This is a genomic window from Devosia enhydra, assembly GCF_900119845.1.
Lineage (GTDB): Bacteria > Pseudomonadota > Alphaproteobacteria > Rhizobiales > Devosiaceae > FPKU01.
On the sequence record NZ_FPKU01000001.1, the window covers coordinates 1152479 to 1170265 of the forward strand.

Annotated in this window: 14 protein-coding genes; 7 read left to right on the forward strand and 7 right to left on the reverse strand. The window is 65.8% G+C overall.

Features of this window, described 5'->3' with window-relative positions; genetic code table 11:
• Window position 1: 1 nt before the first annotated feature.
• Genes BT183_RS05655 through BT183_RS05680 form a run of 6 tightly spaced genes read left to right on the forward strand, consistent with a single transcriptional unit; the run spans window position 2 to window position 7772 of the window.
• On the forward strand, window positions 2–1183 hold the full coding sequence (locus tag BT183_RS05655; RefSeq protein ID WP_072339785.1) for a pyridoxal phosphate-dependent aminotransferase: 1182 nt from the start codon (window positions 2–4) through the stop codon (window positions 1181–1183).
• A complete protein-coding gene (locus tag BT183_RS05660) occupies window positions 1183–2607 on the forward strand; it encodes a hypothetical protein (RefSeq protein WP_072339787.1) in 1425 nt (474 codons plus the stop codon). The genes BT183_RS05655 and BT183_RS05660 overlap by 1 nt, the downstream gene beginning before the upstream one ends.
• Entirely contained in the window at window positions 2607–4013 is a 1407-nt protein-coding gene (locus tag BT183_RS05665) for a dihydroorotase (RefSeq protein ID WP_072339789.1), read from the forward strand. Before BT183_RS05660 ends, BT183_RS05665 begins: the two co-directional genes overlap by 1 nt.
• A 2-nt stretch (window positions 4014–4015) precedes the next feature.
• A complete protein-coding gene (locus BT183_RS05670) occupies window positions 4016–5056 on the forward strand; it encodes an ABC transporter ATP-binding protein (protein ID WP_072339791.1) in 1041 nt (346 codons plus the stop codon).
• Window positions 5053–6105 carry an ABC transporter ATP-binding protein gene (locus BT183_RS05675; RefSeq protein WP_072339793.1) on the forward strand — a complete coding sequence of 351 codons (1053 nt, stop codon included), beginning with the start codon at window positions 5053–5055 and terminating at the stop codon, window positions 6103–6105. The genes BT183_RS05670 and BT183_RS05675 overlap by 4 nt, the downstream gene beginning before the upstream one ends.
• A complete protein-coding gene (locus tag BT183_RS05680; protein ID WP_072339795.1) occupies window positions 6102–7772 on the forward strand; it encodes a M14 family metallopeptidase in 1671 nt (556 codons plus the stop codon). The genes BT183_RS05675 and BT183_RS05680 overlap by 4 nt, the downstream gene beginning before the upstream one ends.
• Before the next feature lie 84 nt (window positions 7773–7856).
• On the opposite strand, the gene BT183_RS05685 is transcribed toward BT183_RS05680, so the two are convergent.
• Window positions 7857–8594, reverse strand: coding sequence for an SDR family NAD(P)-dependent oxidoreductase (locus BT183_RS05685; protein WP_072339797.1), 738 nt, complete (start codon window positions 8592–8594; stop codon window positions 7857–7859).
• The gene (locus BT183_RS05690) at window positions 8591–9361 is read right to left on the reverse strand and encodes an SDR family NAD(P)-dependent oxidoreductase (RefSeq protein ID WP_072341594.1); all 771 of its coding nucleotides are present in this window, start codon (window positions 9359–9361) and stop codon (window positions 8591–8593) included. Before BT183_RS05690 ends, BT183_RS05685 begins: the two co-directional genes overlap by 4 nt.
• Before the next feature lie 124 nt (window positions 9362–9485).
• Here BT183_RS05690 and BT183_RS05695 point away from each other — a divergent pair, with 124 nt between their 5' ends.
• Window positions 9486–9887, forward strand: coding sequence for a RidA family protein (locus BT183_RS05695; RefSeq protein ID WP_072341597.1), 402 nt, complete (start codon window positions 9486–9488; stop codon window positions 9885–9887).
• A gap of 6 nt (window positions 9888–9893) precedes the next feature.
• On the opposite strand, the gene BT183_RS05700 is transcribed toward BT183_RS05695, so the two are convergent.
• The 5 genes from BT183_RS05700 to tgt all read right to left on the reverse strand — a co-directional run bounded on the left by BT183_RS05700 (window position 9894) and on the right by tgt (window position 17665).
• Window positions 9894–11609, reverse strand: a complete 1716-nt coding sequence (locus tag BT183_RS05700) for a hydantoinase B/oxoprolinase family protein (protein ID WP_072339799.1) — start codon at window positions 11607–11609, stop codon at window positions 9894–9896.
• A complete protein-coding gene (locus BT183_RS05705; RefSeq protein ID WP_072339801.1) occupies window positions 11609–13651 on the reverse strand; it encodes a hydantoinase/oxoprolinase family protein in 2043 nt (680 codons plus the stop codon). The genes BT183_RS05700 and BT183_RS05705 overlap by 1 nt, the downstream gene beginning before the upstream one ends.
• Before the next feature lie 337 nt (window positions 13652–13988).
• Window positions 13989–14696, reverse strand: coding sequence for a GntR family transcriptional regulator (locus tag BT183_RS05710; RefSeq protein WP_072339803.1), 708 nt, complete (start codon window positions 14694–14696; stop codon window positions 13989–13991).
• A gap of 163 nt (window positions 14697–14859) precedes the next feature.
• The gene (gene pgi, locus BT183_RS05715) at window positions 14860–16494 is read right to left on the reverse strand and encodes a glucose-6-phosphate isomerase (protein ID WP_072339805.1); all 1635 of its coding nucleotides are present in this window, start codon (window positions 16492–16494) and stop codon (window positions 14860–14862) included.
• 37 nt (window positions 16495–16531) lie between these two features.
• Entirely contained in the window at window positions 16532–17665 is a 1134-nt protein-coding gene (gene tgt / locus BT183_RS05720) for a tRNA guanosine(34) transglycosylase Tgt (protein WP_072339807.1), read from the reverse strand.
• Window positions 17666–17787 lie beyond the last annotated feature (122 nt).

Genomic DNA, 17787 nt, shown 5'->3' on the forward strand with positions numbered 1-17787 from the left:
CATGAGCGCCATCGCAGACAAGCTGACCAACCGCATCGTCGAGGAAGACCTCTCCTTCCGCTCGAAGATGCTGGGCATCGCCGCCACCATGACCAATGTCATCGCCATGGGGCGCGGCGACCCCGATTTCCACACCCCGGCCCATATCGTTGCCGCCGCCAAGAAGGCGATCGACGAGAACCAGCACCATTATACCCCGCCCAACGGCATCCCGGCGCTGCGCTCGGCCATCGCCGCCGATCTGGGCAAGCAGTACGGGCTCGACTATGCCGCCGAGGACATCATCGTCACCGCCGGCGTGCAGGAATCGATCACGCTCATCATGCTGGCGCTGATCAATCCGGGCGATGAGGTGCTCATCACCTCGCCCCGCTTCATGACCTATGACACGGCGGTGAAATTCGCCGGCGGCGTGCCCGTCCCCGTGCCAACCTTCCAGAAGGATGATTTCGCTCTCGACATCGACGAGATCGAAAAGCGCATCACGCCCAAGACCCGCATGTTCGTGCTGGTCTCGCCCAACAACCCGACCGGCGCCGTCACCCCGCCCGATGTGATCCGCAAGATCGCCGATCTCGCCATCAAGCACGATTTCATCGTCGTCTCCGACGAGATCTACGCCAAGATCATCTATGACGGTCACGAGCACCTCTCCATCGGCACCCTGCCGGGGATGAAGGAGCGCACCATCACGCTCAACGGCTTTTCCAAGAGCTATGCGATGACCGGCTGGCGCGTCGGCTATCTCGCGGCGCCTTCGGACTTCGTCCACAAGGTCACCGAGATGCGGCACACGCTCTCGATCAACACCTGCACCGTCTCCCAGTATGCCGCGCTCGCCGCCGTCACCGGCCCGCAAGAGCCGGTCGACGAGATGATCCGCGAATATACCGAGCGGCGGGACTATCTGCTGCCGGCGCTCGATGCGATGGGGCTGACCTATGGCGTGCCCGGTGGCGCGTTCTACGTCTACATCAACGTCTCGGGCACCGGCATGTCGACGCCCGAATTCTGCGAGAAGCTCCTGCGCGAGACCGGGGTGATGATGTTCCCCGGCACTATGTTCGGCGACCATGACCCGAGCTATATCCGCCTTTCCTTCCTGCAGCCTCTGCCCGTCATCAAGGATGCGGTGGAGCGCATGAAGGGCTTCATGGCCCGCCACGCCAAGGCTGCCGCCTGATGGACAAGCCCAACCCGAACGAGAAATTCGTCGGCATCCAGGTCAGCCCGATCAGCTTTCTCGACGAGGGCGTCGATACGGTTCTCGACACCCTCAAGGATCGTGTCGGCGTCAACGTCCTGATGCTGGGCACCGTCTCCTGGCTCGGGCTCAAGACCGGCCGGTCGATCTCGCACAAGCTCGATGGCTGGCCAGACCATGGCGTGCCCGAGCCCTTCGCGATGAAGGGCGGCGCCTATTTCAACCCCGACCCGGCCTATTACAACGGCACCTTCATCAAGGATTACCGCGCCCGCGACCCCGAATTCGCCGGCAAGGACATCCTCAAGATGGTCATCCCGGCCGCCCATGCCCGCGGCATGAAGGTCTTCATCGAGCTGATGGAGCCGTTCTTTAAATATACCGGGCACGGCTCGACCAACACGGTCGATATCCCCAACCTCGCCCAGGCCATGGAGATCGACATCTTCGGCCGCCTCTCGGGCGACCCCTCCACCAGCCACCCGGATTATCGCAACTGGATCCTCTCGATGATCGAGGATCAGGTGCGCAATCATGCGCTCGATGGCGTGATGTGGTGCAACGAGCGCAATTCCCCGCTCGATACCCTCATCCAGGGCGGCGCGCCGGGCGACTTCTCCACCCATGCCCGCCGCGAGGCGATGGAACGCGGCATCGATGTCGAAGCCTGCCGCCGCGCGCTCCTCAACCTCTATGATTTCATGCAGGAGGCGGCGGCGGGCAAGAGCTTCGCCGATGGCGCCTTCGTCACATTCATCCGCACCCTCTGGGATAATCCCGAGGCGCTGGTGTGGGAAAAGTTCTGGCTCGAGCGCAACAAGGATCTCGATCGCGAGCTCTATGGGCTGGTCAAATGGTGCAAGCCCGGCCTGCCCTTCGGCCTCAATGTCTGGAACCGCAATCATTTCAACATCTTCCGCAAGGCCCAGTGGCCCTGGGAAGAGCAGACCCGCTATGCCGACTGGGTCAAGCCCATCACCTACCAGCACCAGGCCGGAGAGGTCTTCACGAAAGAACTCGGCTTTTTCCAGAAGACCATCCTGCGCGATTTCTCGCCCGATGAAGCCACCGCCGTGCTCTACCGGCTGCTCGGGCTCAAGGAGGCGCCGTTCTCGGGGCTCATCGCAGCCGGCATGGACCCCGACACCTACGTCCATGGCCAGTGCGCCGATGCGCTGCGCGGCGTCAACGGCAAGGCCAAGGTCTATATGGGCATCGGCGTCGATGCCCCGCGCACCAAGCCCGAAACGGCGAAGATGACCCCCGACATCGCCTATCGCTCGGTGATGGCGACCTATCGCGCCGGTGGCCATGGCGTGGTGCTGGCGCCCAACTACGCCTCGATGCACCTCACCAACCTCGATGGCGTCGCCAAGGCCCTCGACGAACTGGGGCTCAGATAGTGGCCGGTATCCAGACCATCATCCGCAACGCCACCGTCCTCACCCCTGAAGGGCTGATCGAGCGCGACGTGGCGATCTCGGAGGGCGGCATCGCTGCCCTCCTGCCGCGCGGCGAAGGCACGGCTCCAGAAATCATCGATGGCACCGGCCGGCACCTCCTGCCCGGCGCCATCGACATTCACTTCCACATCCGCGCGCCCGCCTATCCCGATCGCGGCACGGTCGAGAGCGAGACGCGCGCGGCGGCCGCCGGCGGCATCACCACGCTGTTCGAGATGCCGATCTCCAAGCCCTGCTGCAACACCGCCGAGCGCGTCGAGATGCGCAAGGCCCATTTCGCCGAGCATGCCTTCATCAATTTCGGCCTCATCGCCGCGCCGGGCGACCTCAGCAGAGAGGGCGTCGCCGCCATGCGCGATGCCGGCGCCGTCGCCTTCAAGATCTTCACCACCCCGGCACCCGAAGGCCGCGACGATGAATTCTTCGGGCTCGCCTTCCCCGACGAGGCCGACCAGCTCGCCGCGCTGCGCGCCGCCGCCCGCGTCGGCCTGCCCGTCATCGCCCATGCCGAAAGCGCGCAGCTGCTCGCCCATGCCGAGCGGGTGGCCCATGGCCTCGATCTGGCCGATGCGCGCACCCATCTGGCGGCCCGGCCCGATATCTGCGAGGCCGTCGCCGTCGCCAAGCTCCTCACAATGAACATGGATGCGGGCGCGAGGCTCCACATTGCCCATGTCACCTCGGCGCGCACCGTCGATGTGCTGCGGCGCTTCCGCGGCACCTCGGACTTTTCGGCCGAGACCTGCCCGCATTACCTCTTCCGCACCGAGGCCGACGTTACCCGCGCCGGGGTCTTTGCCAAGATCAACCCGCCGGTGCGCACCAAGGCCGATCAGGATGCGCTGTGGGATGCCATCCGCGATGGCACCATCGCCCATGTCACCACCGACCACGCCGCCTTCTCGCATGCCGAAAAGCTCGCCAGCGCCAACAACTTCCTCGAGGCCCCCCCGGGCACGCCGGGGTCCGAGGTTCTGGTGCCCGGCATGCTCGATGCGGTGGCAAAGGGCCGGATCAGCCTCGAAAAGGCCATGGCGCTGCTCTCGGGCAATGCCGCCCGCCGCTTCGGGCTCACCGACAAGGGCCGCATCGCGCCGGGGGCCGATGCCGATCTCATTCTCGTCGATCTTGCCGCAGAGACAGAAATCCGCCCCGATACCATGCTGAGTTTCGCCCGCGATGTGGCACAACTCTATCATGGCGCGCGCTTCACCGGCCGCGTGCTGCGCACCATCGTGGCGGGCAAAACCGTCTATGATGGTGCCATTCTTGCCGCCCCCGGCTCCGGCCGGTTCACCTCTCCCCTCGCAGCCCCGGCCTACGCGCCCGAAAGAATGAGCGCCTGACCATGCAAGCAGCCTCTCCCCAAACCGCCCCTCCCAAGGCCGGCACGCCGCTTCTGGAGGTCCAAGACCTCCACACCTCGTTCATCGTGGGCGAAGGGCAGACCGTGCGCGCCGTCGACGGGGTCAGCTTCGTCGTCAATGCCGGGGAGACCCTCGCCATCGTGGGCGAATCCGGGTCTGGCAAATCGGTCACCAGCCTCTCGATCATGCGGCTCCTGCCCAAGAAGATCGGCAAGATCTCCAAGGGCACCATCCGCCTGCGCGGCCGCGACCTCGTGCCCATCTCCGACCGCGAGATGCGCAATGTGCGCGGCAACGACATCGGCATGATCTTCCAGGAGCCGATGACCAGCCTCAACCCGGTGCACACCATCGGCCAGCAGATCGCCGAGGTGGTCATCCAGCACCAGAAGGTCTCGAAATCCGAGGGCATGAAGCGCGCCATCGAGATGCTCGAGGTCGTGGGCATTCCCGAGCCGGCGCGCCGCGCCGCGCAATATCCCCACGAGATGTCGGGCGGCATGCGCCAGCGTGCGATGATTGCCATGGCGCTCTCCTGCGAGCCCAGCGTGCTGATTGCCGACGAGCCGACCACCGCGCTCGACGTCACCATCCAGGCGCAGATCCTCGATCTCATGCGCAACCTCCAGGAACGGCTGGGGATGGCGATCGTGTTCATCACCCACGATCTCGGCGTCGTGGCTGAAATGGCCCAGCGCGTCGTCGTCATGTATGCCGGCCAGGTGGTCGAGACCGGCACCGTGGAAGAGATCTTCACCCGTCCGCTGATGCCCTACACATCGGGCCTGATGCAGTCGATCCCGCGCATGGGCGCCGAGGAGAAGACGCGCCTCCAGGCCATTCCCGGCTATGTGCCGCTGCTCACCAAGCTCCCCAGCGGCTGCCGCTTCCGCACCCGCTGCGCCTATGCCGAGGAGCGCTGCGCAACGAGCGAACCGCCGCTCGAGCAGCTCGAGAACGGGCGCAGCGTCCGCTGCATCCGCTGGAAGGAACTGGATCTGCCGACGAGGGCCTCAGCATGACCAAGCCCGTCATCCCCCCCAATGCGGCGTCCGGCCAGCAGGATGCGCTGCTCACCGTCACCAATCTCAAGAAGTACTTTCCCATCAAGGGCGGGGTCTTCAATCGCGTGATAAACCACGTGAAGGCCGTCAACGATGTGTCCTTCTCCATCAAGCGCGGCGAGGTGGTGGGCCTCGTGGGCGAGTCCGGCTCGGGCAAGACCACGGTGGGCCGCACCGTCCTGAGGCTCGAGGAGCCCACCGACGGCAGCATCGTCTTCGATGGCACCGACATCACCCGGCTGAGCAAGCCCGAGATGCGGCGCTATCGCAAGCGCATGCAGATCGTCTTCCAGGATCCCTATGCCAGCCTCAACCCGCGCGAGAAAATCCGCACCATGCTGGGTCACGCGCTGGCCGTGCACCATATCGGCAGGCCCGAGGAGCGCGAGGACCGCATCGTCAAGCTGCTCGAACAGGTTGGCCTCACCGGTGATTATCTCGACCGCTTCCCGCACGAGTTCTCGGGCGGCCAGCGCCAGCGCATCGGCATCGCCCGCGCCCTTGCGGTAGAGCCCGATTTCATCGTCGCCGACGAACCGGTCTCGGCCCTCGACGTCTCGATCCAGGCGCAGGTGGTCAACCTGCTCGAAGACCTCAAGGCCGAGTTCAACCTCACCATGCTCTTCATCGCCCATGATCTGGCGGTGGTCGAGCATATCTCCGATCGTGTGATCGTGATGTATCTGGGCCGCGTCATGGAGATTGCGCCCACCCGCAAGCTCTACCGCTCGCCCAACCATCCCTACACAAAGGCTCTGCTCTCGGCGGTGCCCAACCCCGATGCACGGGCCCGCCCGGACCGCATCATCCTCAAGGGCGATATTCCGAGCCCGATCAATCCGCCATCGGGCTGCGTCTTCCGCACCCGCTGCCCCATCGCCATCCCCGATTGCGCCAAGGTGATCCCGGTGCCGACCGAAGTGTCGCCCGGCCATTTCAGCGCCTGCATCCGCACCGCGCCGCAGGGCGCCGCCCTTTCCACGCCTGAACTCCAGGACGCGCCATGACCGAACTCGACGTTCGCTTCGACCGCTACTACACCTACGCCGAAATGACCGAGCGGCTTCAGGCGCTCGTTTCGGCCTTCCCGCACCTCGCCAAACTGACATCGCTCGCCAAGTCCTTCGAGGGCCGCGATGTCTGGCTGGTCGAGATCGGCAATGCCAAGACCGGCCCGCTCGAGGACAAGCCCGGCTATTACATTGACGGGCAGATCCACGCCGAAGAGCACGCCACCAGCGCCACCGCGCTTTATGCCGTCTGGCATCTCCTCACCCAATACGGCAAGGACGAGGAGGTCACCCGCCTCGTCGACACGCAGGCCTTCTACATCCTGCCGCGCATCAATCCCGATGGGGCCGAGCTTTCGCTCCAGCCGCCCTATTTCAACTGGTGCGGCAATGGCCGTTTCCAGCCCGGCTTCGATCGCATCGAGGGCCTCATCCCCGAGGATATCGATGGCGACGGCTTCCTCGTCTGGATGCGCGTGCCCGATCCCAAGGGCGAGTGGAAGAAGAACCCCGACAATCCCGACATCATGGTCCAGCGCAAGCCGGGCGAGGAAGGTGGGGAGTATTTCCGGCTCTATCCGGAGGGCTCGATCCGCAATTATGACGGGGTCAACGTGCCGGTCGAAAAGCCCTTCGACGGCAACATGAACCGTAATTTCCCGACCCACTGGTCGCCGCAGGAATATGGCGCCGGCGAGCATCCGCTCTCCGAGCCTGAAGCCTTCGGCATGGCCAAGTTCATCCTCAGCCATCCCAATATCTGCGGCATGTGTGCCTACCATACCCATGGCGGCATCATCCTTCGCCCCTCGATGACCAAGCCCGACAGCGCCATGAGCGCGCGCGACATCAATCTCTACAAGGAGATCGGCAAGGTCGGCACCGAGCTCACCGGCTATCCCACCGTCTCGATCTACGAGGAATTCACGCCCGACAAATCCGTCGTGCGCCGCGGCGGCCTGATGGACTGGACCTATGAGGAGATGGGCATCATCTCCTTCGGCACCGAGCTCTGGGATCTCGAACGCACCGCCGGCGTGCCCAAGGAAGGCTATTACAACCTCTATCCGCGCAATGCCGAGGTGCAGCAGAAGGTCTACACCTATGTGAAGGCCCATATGGCCGAAAAGGGCTGGCGCGACTGGAAGCCCTTCGATCACCCGCAGCTGGGCCGGATCGAGATCGGCGGCATGGTCAATATCTGGAGCTACCGCAACCCGCCGGGCAATCTGCTCGAAGAGATCTGCCGCCAGAACGTGCTGTTCAACCTGCGCCACGCTGCAGCGGCCCCGCAGGTCAAAATCGATGATCTCAGCGTCACCGCGCTCGGCGCCGACCTCTACAAGGTGCGGGCGGTCATCGCCAATCACGGCTATCTGCCCACCAACCTCTCCGACGTGGCGATCGCCAACAAGGTGGCCAAGCCCGTCACCGCGACCATTGCGGTCGAGGGCGGCGAGCTGGTGATGAACCCGGAGAAGGCCGATCTCGGCAATCTCGCCGGCCGCAACGAGCGCCTCTATCCCTGGTCGCCCTGGGGCCAGCAATGGACCGCCAATGCCCGCCCGGTCGAATGGCTGGTGCGTGCGCCCAAGGGGGCGACCATCACCGTCACCAGCCGCAGCCAGAAGGGCGGCACGCAGCGCGCCACCCATACCGTCTGATCTACACTTTACCCTTCCTGTCCCCCGACTGCCCCGGTTCGCTTCCGCGATCCGGGGCTTTTCTTTGTCAGGGCGACTTGGTCGTCACGGGGCCTTGGACGTCCCCGCCAGCTCCTGCACCATGTCCCAGGCGCGGATGCGCTTGTCGGTGATGCCCGAAGCATCCTGCAGCGCCAGGTGGATGAAGGCCGGGGTCAGCTCCATCGGGTCCTTCCAGATCTTGCGCAGCTCCGGGGGGTAGGTGATCTCGCTCATCGCCGTATGCATCGGGTGCCCCGGCGTGATGGTGTTGACCGACACATTGAAGGGCGTGAACTCGTGGCTCAGCGAGCGCGACAGCCCCTCCAGCCCGAATTTCGAAGCGCAATAGGTTGATTCATCGAGCCCGCCGACCACCCCGGCATTGCTCGACACATTGATGATCGCCCCAGCCCGCCGCGCCTTCATCCCCGGCGCCACGGCCCGCGTGCAGAGGAACGGCCCGCGCAGGTTGACCGCCATTAGACGGTCCCAATCCGCCACCGACACGGCCTCCACCGGGTTGTAGAAGATGATGCCGGCATTGTTGACCAAAACGTCGATCCGCCCCGCCTCGGCCTCGATGGCGGCGAACACCTTGGCCACCTCCGCGGCATCAGTCAGGTCGAGCCGCTGCGGCCGGATATCGCCGGGCTCTTCGGCCAGCGTCGCCACCTCGTCGGCGAGCATATCGAGCGCATAGACCACCGCGCCTTCACTGGCATAGGCGCGCGCCACCGCCCGCCCCAGCCCGCGCGCCGCGCCGGTGACGACCGCGATCTTGCCGTCCAGAACCCCGCTCACGTCGCGACCCTCCCGCCATCGATCAGAAGCCCGATGCCGGTGATGAACGAGGATTGCTTCGAGGCAAGGAACAGCACCGCCTCGCCAATCTCGTCGCCCGTGCCCATCCGCCCCATCGGCGTGATAGACCGCCATTTCTGTTCGAGCTGCGCCGGATCGGCAGCAAGGTCGAGATTGCGCCGGTTCATTCCCGTGTCGATGACGCCGGGGTTGATGGCGTTGCAGCGGATGTTGCGCGTCGCATATTCGATGGCGATCACCCGCGTCATCGACATGATGCCACCCTTGGATGCCGCATAGGAGAGATTGCCCCCTACATTGGCAAAGGCGCTCACCGAAGAATTGTTGACGATGGTGCCGCCGCCATTGCGCAGCAGAGCCGGCAGCGCATGCTTGCAGCCAAAGAACGTGCCCTTGAGGTTGACGTCGATCACCCGCTCGAACAGCGCCTCGCTCACCTGGTCCGATGGCGTCACCGGCTGCTCGATGCCGGCATTGTTGAAGATCGTATCGAGCTTGCCGAACCGCGTCTCGGCATGCGCGACGAGCCCGGCGACATCGGCTTCCACCGACACATCGCAGCGCAAAAAGCTGATCTCGCCGCCGGCCGCTTTCGCCTCGGCTTCGAGCGAGGCCCCGCCGGCCGTGTCGACATCCCCGACCACGACCCTGGCGCCTTCGCGCGCAAACAGCAGCGCTGTCGCGCGCCCCATGCCGTCCGCGCCCCCGGTAACGATGGCCACCATGCCATCAAGTCTCTTTTGCATCTCAATCCCCAGATCAAGCCGGCCAAAGGGCCGGGATTTCATGGTTAACTCGCTCTCGAAGCGGATGTCCGGGCCCTGCCCCAACGCGCATCCGCATTGCGATCCCCACAAAGAGGACCCCAAGATGGTCGATGGTATCGAACTCTCCAGCCCGCCCGATGTCTGGCCCGTGCCGGGCTACGAGCATGTCGCCCGCGCCGGCGATTTCATCTTCGTTGCCGGCCAGGTCGCCCGCAATTCCGAGGGCGTCATGGTCGGGCCCGGCAATGCCGCGCTCCAGATCGAGCAGGTCTACAAGAATATCGGCGCCATCCTCCGCCATGTCGGGGCCACGCCCCAGCATGTGGTCAAGATCAACACCATCCTCGTCGACCGCGACGACGGCGCCGCCGTCACCGCCGCGCGCAAGGCGTTCTTCGGCGATCATCGTCCGCCCCATACCGGCATCATCATCGCGGGCCTCGGCTCGCCCGAGGTCCGCGTCGAAGTCGAAGTGGTGGCCTACCTGCCGCAAAAGACGTCGTAACCGCGATCAGCCCAGCGACAGGGCGCGGGCCACCCGGTCCGCGCCATAGTCCCGCTCGGCGGCGGCCCGGCTCACCTTTTCCTCGCGCAGGTCACGCGCGATATCGGCCAGCGCCCGCTCGGCCGGGTCGCCATAGCCGCCCGCTCCGAGCGTCTCCACCCGGATGATTTCGCCCGCCATCAGCACGAGGCCGGTGGCCTTGGAGTGCAACTCCTCCTCCTGCGCCGTACCCGGATTGCGCCTGATCCGCGTGACATTGGAGGGCTTGCCGCCGAACACGCCTGGCGCCGGCACGATATGGGCGTCCGAGCGTGCCGAGAACGTCGTGTTGTCCTGCCGCGCCCGGATCTGGCGTGCCATGCCCATGCCGCCGCGATGCCGCCCGGCCCCGCCGGAATCGGGCACCAGCGCGTATTCATCGAGCAGCAGCGGATATTCGAGCTCAAGCGCCTCGGCCGGCAGGTTGGTGGAATTGACCGTGTGCACATGCACCGCGTCCATCCCGTCGCGATCGGCGAAGGCGCCCGCGCCTCCGCCCATGCTTTCGGGATAGACATAGGTGGCGTTGCGCTGCGGATGCCAGCCCGAGACCGAAACGGCCGAGGTGGAATCGTTGCACGAGGCCATTACCTGCTCGGCCGGCAGCGCCTGGTAAAGCGCCCCGAACACCGCCCCGCAGAGCCGGTTCGAGGTCACCGCCCGCGCCGCCACCGCCGCGGGCGCCTTGGGGTTGACGATGGTCCCTGATGGCGCGGTGATCTCGATGGGGTCGATGATCCCCTGATTGGGCATCAGCCCCGGATCGAGCACGGCCTTGACGCAATAATAGATCGACGCCTTGAGCGCACTGTCGGGCAGGTTGATCGCCCCGCGCGCCTGCGGTCCCGAGCCATCGAAATCGAAGGACAACCGGTCCCCCGCGATCGTCGCGGTGCAGACGATCGGCACCGGCGCGCCGGGAAACCCGTCATCATCCATCGCCCGCTCGAAGCGATAAACGCCATCGGGCAGCGCCGCGACGCGGTTGCGCAGCCGCCGCCGCGTATAGGCGAGAATGTCCTCGATGGCCTGCTCCACCGCCGGCCAGCCCATCCGCTCGATCAACTGCACCAGCATCGCGCCGCCGCGCACATTGGTGCCCACCTGGGTCCTCAAATCCAGCAGCCGCTCCTCGGGGTCGCGGGTGTTGTGGGCGATGAGTTCGAGCAGGTCCTCGTCAATCTGCCCGCCCCGCGCGATGCGGATGATGGGCAGCCTGATGCCCTCTTCAAAAATCGAACGCGACGCGCCTGAGGTCGAGCCCGGCGTCTTGCCGCCCACATCGGCATGATGGGCGATATTGCCGCAAAAGAAGCGGACCTTGCCCTCGTGATGCACCGGCGTGATGATTGAGATGTCCGGCAGATGGCTGCCGCCCGCCAGATACGGGTCGTTGGCGATGAAGGCATCGCCCTCCGCCATCGCCTCGAGCGGATAGCGCTTCAGCATCGCCTCGACCGCGCCGATCATCGCGCCCAGATGAATGGGAATATGGTCGGCCTGGGTGATCAGCCGCCCGCTGGCATCGAACAGCGCCGTGGAACAGTCGCGCCGCTCCTTGATGTTGGACGAGAAGGACGAGCGGATGAGGATCGAGCCCATGTCCTCGGCGATCGCCAGCAGCCGGTTGGAGAACACCTCCATCTGGATCGGGTCGGCGATATGGTCCTGCACGGCGGTCATCACTTGGTCCTCACGATCAGATTGCCCCAGCGGTCGGCGTGCACGCTCTGGCCGGGCAGGATGAGGCTCGTGGCGCTCATCTCGTTGATGATGGCCGGGCCGGCGATATCGGTCTCGGCCGGCAGCAGCCCGCGGGCATAGATGGGCGTGTCCATCCATCCATGGGCCGCGTCCATGTAGACGGGGCGCGAACCCGTCTTCGCCCCATCGAGCGAGGGCCCGCCCGGCACCTCGATCTGTGGCGCCTTGCGCACGATGCCAATGGCCTGCACCCGCGCCGACACGAACTGAATGTCGCGATGCCGGATGTCGTAGCCATATTCCTTGGTGTGCGCGGCGTGGAAGCGGTTGGCCACCTCCGCGATATCGCCGGCCCCGAGCCCGTCGCAATCCACCTTCACTTCGAAATTCTGCCCGCGATAGCGCGCGTCGAGCAGCCGCTTGAACCGCCGGTCGTCCTGGGCCACCCCTTCGCTGTCGAGCCAGGCCTCGCCCTCGGCCTCCATCGCCGCGAAAAGCTCGAGCACCGTCGCCCACGAGCCTTCGCTCGCATCGGCGAAATGGCTGCGCACATAGTCGGATGAGAGATCGGTCAAAAGCATGCCACGCGCGCACACCGTGCCCGGCTCGCGCGGAATGAGAATACGCGGCAGCCCGCATTCGATCGCCACTTCGCCCGCATGCAGCGGCCCCGCGCCGCCAAAGGCGCAGAGGGCGAATTCGGACATGTCATAGCCCTTTTCCACCGACACCGAGCGAATGGCGCGGCTCATATTGGCGTTGGCGATCTGGATGATGCCATGCGCCGCTGCTTCCAGCGACAGCCCGAGCGGGGTCGCGACCGTGTCGGTGATCACCCGCCGTGCGGCCTCGAGATCGATCTGCATCCGCCCGCCCAGAAGCGTGCGCGCATCGAGCCGCCCCAGGCAGAGATTGGCATCGGTGATAGTCGGCTCCGTGCCCCCCAGCCCATAGGCCACCGGCCCCGGCGCCGCACCCGCCGAGCGCGGCCCCACCTTGAGTGCGCCGGCGTCGTCGATCGAGGCGATCGACCCGCCCCCCGCACCGATGACATGGATGTCGAGCATCGGCGTCTTCACCGGATAGCCGGCCACGAGCCGTGCGCTCGTAAAGAGCGGCGTCGACTGATGGATCAGCGACACGTCCGTCGAGGTACCGCCAACGTCGAAGGTGATGAGGTTAGGCAGCCCCGCGATGCGGCCGATTTCTGCGGCGCCCACCACGCCCGCCGCCGGCCCCGACACGCAGGTGCGCACCGGGCTGGCATAGACCGTATCGACCGACATCAGCCCGCCATTGGAATGGATGGTGTAGGGCTCGGCCGGAATGCCGACATCGGCGACGCGCTTGCGGAAGCGCTTGAGATAGGCGCCCATCTTGGGACCCACAAAGGCGTTCACCGCCACCGTCGACATGCGCTCGAATTCACGGAATTCGGGCAGGATTTCGCTCGAGAGCGACACATAGGCATCGGGCAACAGCCGCGCCACCACATCGCGGGCCCGCGCCTCGTGCTCTGGGCGGCGATAGGAGTGCAAAAAGCAGATCGCGACGCTTTCGACCCCGGCGGCGGCCAGCTTTTCCACCGCCGCTTCGAGGGAGGCGTCGTCGAGCGCCGTCAGGACCTCGCCATCGGGGCCAACGCGTTCGGCCACCTCGACGCGGCGGTCGCGCGGCACCAGCACGGGCGGCTTTTCGATGCGATAATCATAGATCGAGGGCCGCGCCTGCCGCCCCAGTTCGAGCACGTCGCGAAAGCCCCTGGTGGTCACGAGCCCGGTCTTTGCCCCGCGTCGCTCGATGACGATATTGGTCGCAACCGTCGTGCCATGGGCGAGATACCTGACATCGCCCGCCGCTAGGCCGAACTCGGCCAGCATGCCGCGCAGCCCGTTCTCGATCGCCTCGGACGGATCATGCGGGGTCGAGGGCGTCTTGTAGAAGAACACCTCCCCCGTCGCTTCATTGTGCAGGGTGAAGTCCGTGAACGTCCCGCCGACGTCGACGCCAATTCTATGCATGAGGGGTCCGGCTATCCGCTGTTGAAGCCGATGGATCGCGCGGCCACCGGCACCGCCAACGCCGGCATCGAGCCCATCGGCCCACCAACGTCTAATTGTAGATTGTCACACAATATACAGAGCGGCAACAGGGCGCGGGTGTGCCGGCGATCCCTATCGCCGTACCCGCCCACTTTCCTTCTTAAGCAAATTTTGCCTGTGCCCAACGCCTGTTCCCGCCCCAAAGGGTCGTGAGTTGGAAGCGTACCCTCACCCCAGCCACGGACCACCTCCTCCCCCTTGACGGGGGAGGCCGGGAGGGGGTGAAGCCCGGGACACTGGAGTTGGCAGCGACCCCTCAGCGCGTCAGCGACAGGGCCTGCTCGGTCTTGCGGGCAATCAGCAGCATGTGATCCTCGAGCGCCTGCTCGATGGCGGTCATGCTGGTTTCGGGTTTTGCGATTTCAGACACGATCCAGTCGCGCAGCTCTTCGTGCTGGCGGGGAATGGCTTCGAGATTGCCGTCGCGGAACCGTTCGTAGTTGAACACGATGAGGACATGCCGCGAGATCGTGTCCCACAGCGTGCCGACAATGGCGTTGTTGGCCGCCTTGCGGATGGCGCGGTGGAATTCGAGATCGGCCACCAGCGAATTGCGGATGCTGCCGGCCGCCGCCGAAGCCCGCATGCGCTCGATGGCGGGCTCGAGCGCGTCGAGCTTCTCGGTGCCGTTGCGCCAGTTGATGATCGCGTCACGCAAGAGGTACGATTCGAGGCTGAGCCGCACCTCCATCACCTGCTGGGTCACCTGCGGATCGAACGCGGTGACGCGATAGCCGCGATGGCCGCCCCCGCTGATGATGCCCTGCGCATGCAACACCTTCAGCGCCTCGCGCACCGGCACGCGGCTCACGCCGAGCTTTTCCACCAGCGTCGTTTCCACGAGGCGGGCTCCGGGCGCCAGCGCGCGTGTCGATATGGCCTCGGCGATGGTATCGGCGACGCTCTCGGACAAGGACCGGCGCAGCGGCTGCGGCAGGTCGGGTCGGGTCGGCAGGCTGTTCAACACGGTTCCTCGCCGGACGCTGGTCGGCCCTCGGGCGATCGGTCCGCAACAATGCCCACGATCCTCTTCGGACCATGCAGTCTCAGCCCTTAGCTCTGCCCTGCCCTGCGCGCAAGTGCCGCAGCGCCACACCGGGCTGCGGCTTTGGTCGCAGCGGCGCCCGTCAGCCCCGGGCGCGCAACCCATGCAGATGCCTGAGCAGCCCCTGCGTCGAGCTGTCGTGATCGCCCGCCGAAGCCTCGCCCATCACCTTGGGCAGCAGCGCCTTGGCCAGCTGCTTGCCCAGCTCCACGCCCCACTGGTCATAGGAATTGACGTTCCAGATCGTGCCCTGCACGAACACCTTATGCTCGTAAAGCGCCACGAGCGCGCCCAGCGTCTCGGGGTCGAGTTGGCGATACATCAAGGTGTTGGAGGGGCGGTTGCCCGGAAACACCTTGTGCGGCGCCAGCGCCTTGATCCGCCCCTTGTCGAGCCCCGTGCCCTTCAGCTCGGCGATCGCTTCATCCTCGGTCTTGCCCAGCATCAGCGCTTCGGACTGGGCCAGCACATTGGCCAGGAGCTTGTCGTGATGGGGCGGCAGGCTCTCATGGGGAATGGCGGCGACGAGGAAGTCGCAGGGGATCACCTCGGTGCCCTGGTGGATGAGCTGGTAGAAGGCGTGCTGGCCATTGGTGCCCGGCTCGCCCCAGATCACCGGGCCCGTGGCCCAGCCCACGGGCTTGCCCGCAAGCGTCACGCCCTTGCCATTGCTCTCCATGTCGAGCTGCTGCAGATAGGCCGGCAGGCGCGACAGCCGCTGGTCATAGGGCAGCACCGCGTGGGTCGCAAAGCCCCAGGCATTGCGATACCACACCCCCAGAAGCCCCAGGATCACCGGCAGGTTCTGCTCCAGCGGCGTCTCACGGAAATGCCGATCCATGCCGGCCGCGCCCCTGAGGAACGCCTCGAACACATCAAAGCCCACCGCCAGCGCCACCGGCAGGCCGATGGCCGACCACACCGAATAGCGCCCGCCCACCCAGTCCCAAAACCCGAAGATGCGGTCGGCCTTGATGCCGAAGGCGTCGCAGGCGGCAAGGTTGGTGGAGACGGCGGCGAAATGGTCGCCCACGGCCGCATCGCCCAGCGCCCCCGCAAGCCAGGCCCGCGCCGAATTGGCGTTGGTCATCGTCTCGTCGGTGGTGAAGGTCTTGGAGGCGACGATGAACAGCGTCCGCGCCGGATCGAGACCCTTGAGCGTATCGGCCAGATGCGCGCCATCGACGTTGGAGACGTAATGGCACCGGAGGTCGGGCCGCGTATAGGGCGCAAGCGCCAGCGTCGCCATCACCGGTCCGAGGTCCGAGCCGCCGATGCCGATATTGACGATATCGGCGAAGGCGCCGCCCGTGCCGGCGATCGTCCCGTCCCGAACCGCCGTCACGAAGCTGCGCATGCGCCCCAGCACCTCGCGCACCCCCGGCATCACGTCGGCGCCATCGGCCATCACCGCGCCATCGCCCTGATGGCGCAGCGCCGTGTGCAGAACCGCCCGGTCCTCCGTTTCGTTCAGGTGCTCGCCCCGGAACATCGCATCACGCCGGGGCTCGAGCTCCACCTGCCGCGCAAAGGCAAACAGCGCCGCCAGCGCCTCGGCATCGATGCGGTTCTTGGAATAGTCGAGCAGCATGTCACCATGCGCCGCCGAAAAGCGCGAGAACCGCTGCGGATCGGACGCGAACATCGCGCGCATGGTGGTTTTCGCCACCCGGTCCTTGTGGCTTTCGAGTTGGGCGAAGGCGGCCTTGCGTCCCATGGTCAGCGTCCTCGTGTTCGGTCTTGAGCGAGCGCGGTCAGGCGAGCGGCGGCAGATCCCCGCGCGCCCATCCGTTCCGCGTTTCGACGGCGAAATCGGCCATGCGCCCTGCCGAAATGGCGGTGCGCGCGCCGGCCGTCAGCTCCTGATAGTAATGCAGATTGATCTGGCTGAGCAGCATGGCGCCCAGCATTTCCTCGGCCTTGACGAGGTGATGGAGATAGGCGCGCGAAAACCGCCGGCAATTGGGGTTGGGCGAAGCCTCGTCGAGCGGCCGGTGATCGTCCTTGTGGCGGGCATTCTTGAGATTGATCACCCCGAACCGGGTATAGGCGTGCCCGTGCCGCCCGGCGCGCGTGGGGTGCACGCAATCGAACATGTCGACGCCCCGCTCGATGCCACCCAGAATGTCGTCGGGCTTGCCTACGCCCATCAGGTAGCGCGGCCGATCCTGCGGCATCAGCGGGGTGAGGTCCGACAGCACGCGGAACATCACCTCCTGCGGCTCGCCCACCGCCAGCCCGCCGATCGAATAGCCGTGAAAGCCGATGTCCTGAAGCCCGGCCGCCGAGCGCGCCCGAAGCTCGGGGTCATCGCCCCCCTGCACGATGCCGAACAGCGCCCGCCCCGGCGCCTCGGCAAACGCATCCTTGGAGCGCTGCGCCCAGCGCAGCGACAATTCCATCGCCCGCTCGATCTCGCGGTGCTCCGCCGGCAGCGCGATGCATTCGTCGAGCTGCATGATGATGTCGCTGTCGAGCAGCTTCTGGATCTCGATCGACCGCTCCGGGGTCAGCTCATGCGCCGACCCATCGATATGGGAACGGAACGTCACGCCCTTTTCAGTCAGCTTCCTGAGCTTGGCCAGCGACATGACCTGGAACCCGCCCGAATCGGTGAGGATCGGCCGCGCCCAGTCCATGAACTCATGCAGCCCCCCGAGCCGCGCCACGCGCTCGGCGCCCGGCCGCAGCATCAGGTGATAGGTATTGCCCAAAAGGATGTCAGCACCGGTCTCGCGCACCTGCTCGGGATAAAGCCCCTTCACCGTGCCGGCCGTACCCACCGGCATGAAGGCCGGCGTATTGATCGCCCCGCGATGCGTATCAATCCGCCCCCGCCGCGCCATGCCATCGGTGGCCTCAAGGGTAAAGGTCACGGGGCTGGTCATGGGCAGATATCCTCGCAGCCCTCATCCTGAGGTGCCCTGCACAGCAAGGCCTCGAAGGACGAGGGCCGAGCGCAGGAACCTCTCCCGGGCAGACCGCGCGCCATCATCGGCTCAGCCGCAAA

What these genes read in the sequence shown, in the direction of transcription:
- BT183_RS05680 (WP_072339795.1), top strand. Translation starts at nt 6,102, where the DNA reads ATGACCGAACTCGACGTTCGCTTCGACCGCTACTACACCTACGCCGAA.
- BT183_RS05695 (WP_072341597.1), top strand. Translation starts at nt 9,486, where the DNA reads ATGGTCGATGGTATCGAACTCTCCAGCCCGCCCGATGTCTGGCCCGTG.
- BT183_RS05670 (WP_072339791.1), top strand. Translation starts at nt 4,016, where the DNA reads ATGCAAGCAGCCTCTCCCCAAACCGCCCCTCCCAAGGCCGGCACGCCG.
- BT183_RS05655 (WP_072339785.1), top strand. Translation starts at nt 2, where the DNA reads ATGAGCGCCATCGCAGACAAGCTGACCAACCGCATCGTCGAGGAAGAC.
- pgi (WP_072339805.1), bottom strand. Translation starts at nt 16,494, where the DNA reads ATGGGACGCAAGGCCGCCTTCGCCCAACTCGAAAGCCACAAGGACCGG.
- BT183_RS05700 (WP_072339799.1), bottom strand. Translation starts at nt 11,609, where the DNA reads ATGACCGCCGTGCAGGACCATATCGCCGACCCGATCCAGATGGAGGTG.
- BT183_RS05690 (WP_072341594.1), bottom strand. Translation starts at nt 9,361, where the DNA reads ATGCAAAAGAGACTTGATGGCATGGTGGCCATCGTTACCGGGGGCGCG.
- BT183_RS05705 (WP_072339801.1), bottom strand. Translation starts at nt 13,651, where the DNA reads ATGCATAGAATTGGCGTCGACGTCGGCGGGACGTTCACGGACTTCACC.
- BT183_RS05675 (WP_072339793.1), top strand. Translation starts at nt 5,053, where the DNA reads ATGACCAAGCCCGTCATCCCCCCCAATGCGGCGTCCGGCCAGCAGGAT.
- BT183_RS05660 (WP_072339787.1), top strand. Translation starts at nt 1,183, where the DNA reads ATGGACAAGCCCAACCCGAACGAGAAATTCGTCGGCATCCAGGTCAGC.
- tgt (WP_072339807.1), bottom strand. Translation starts at nt 17,665, where the DNA reads ATGACCAGCCCCGTGACCTTTACCCTTGAGGCCACCGATGGCATGGCG.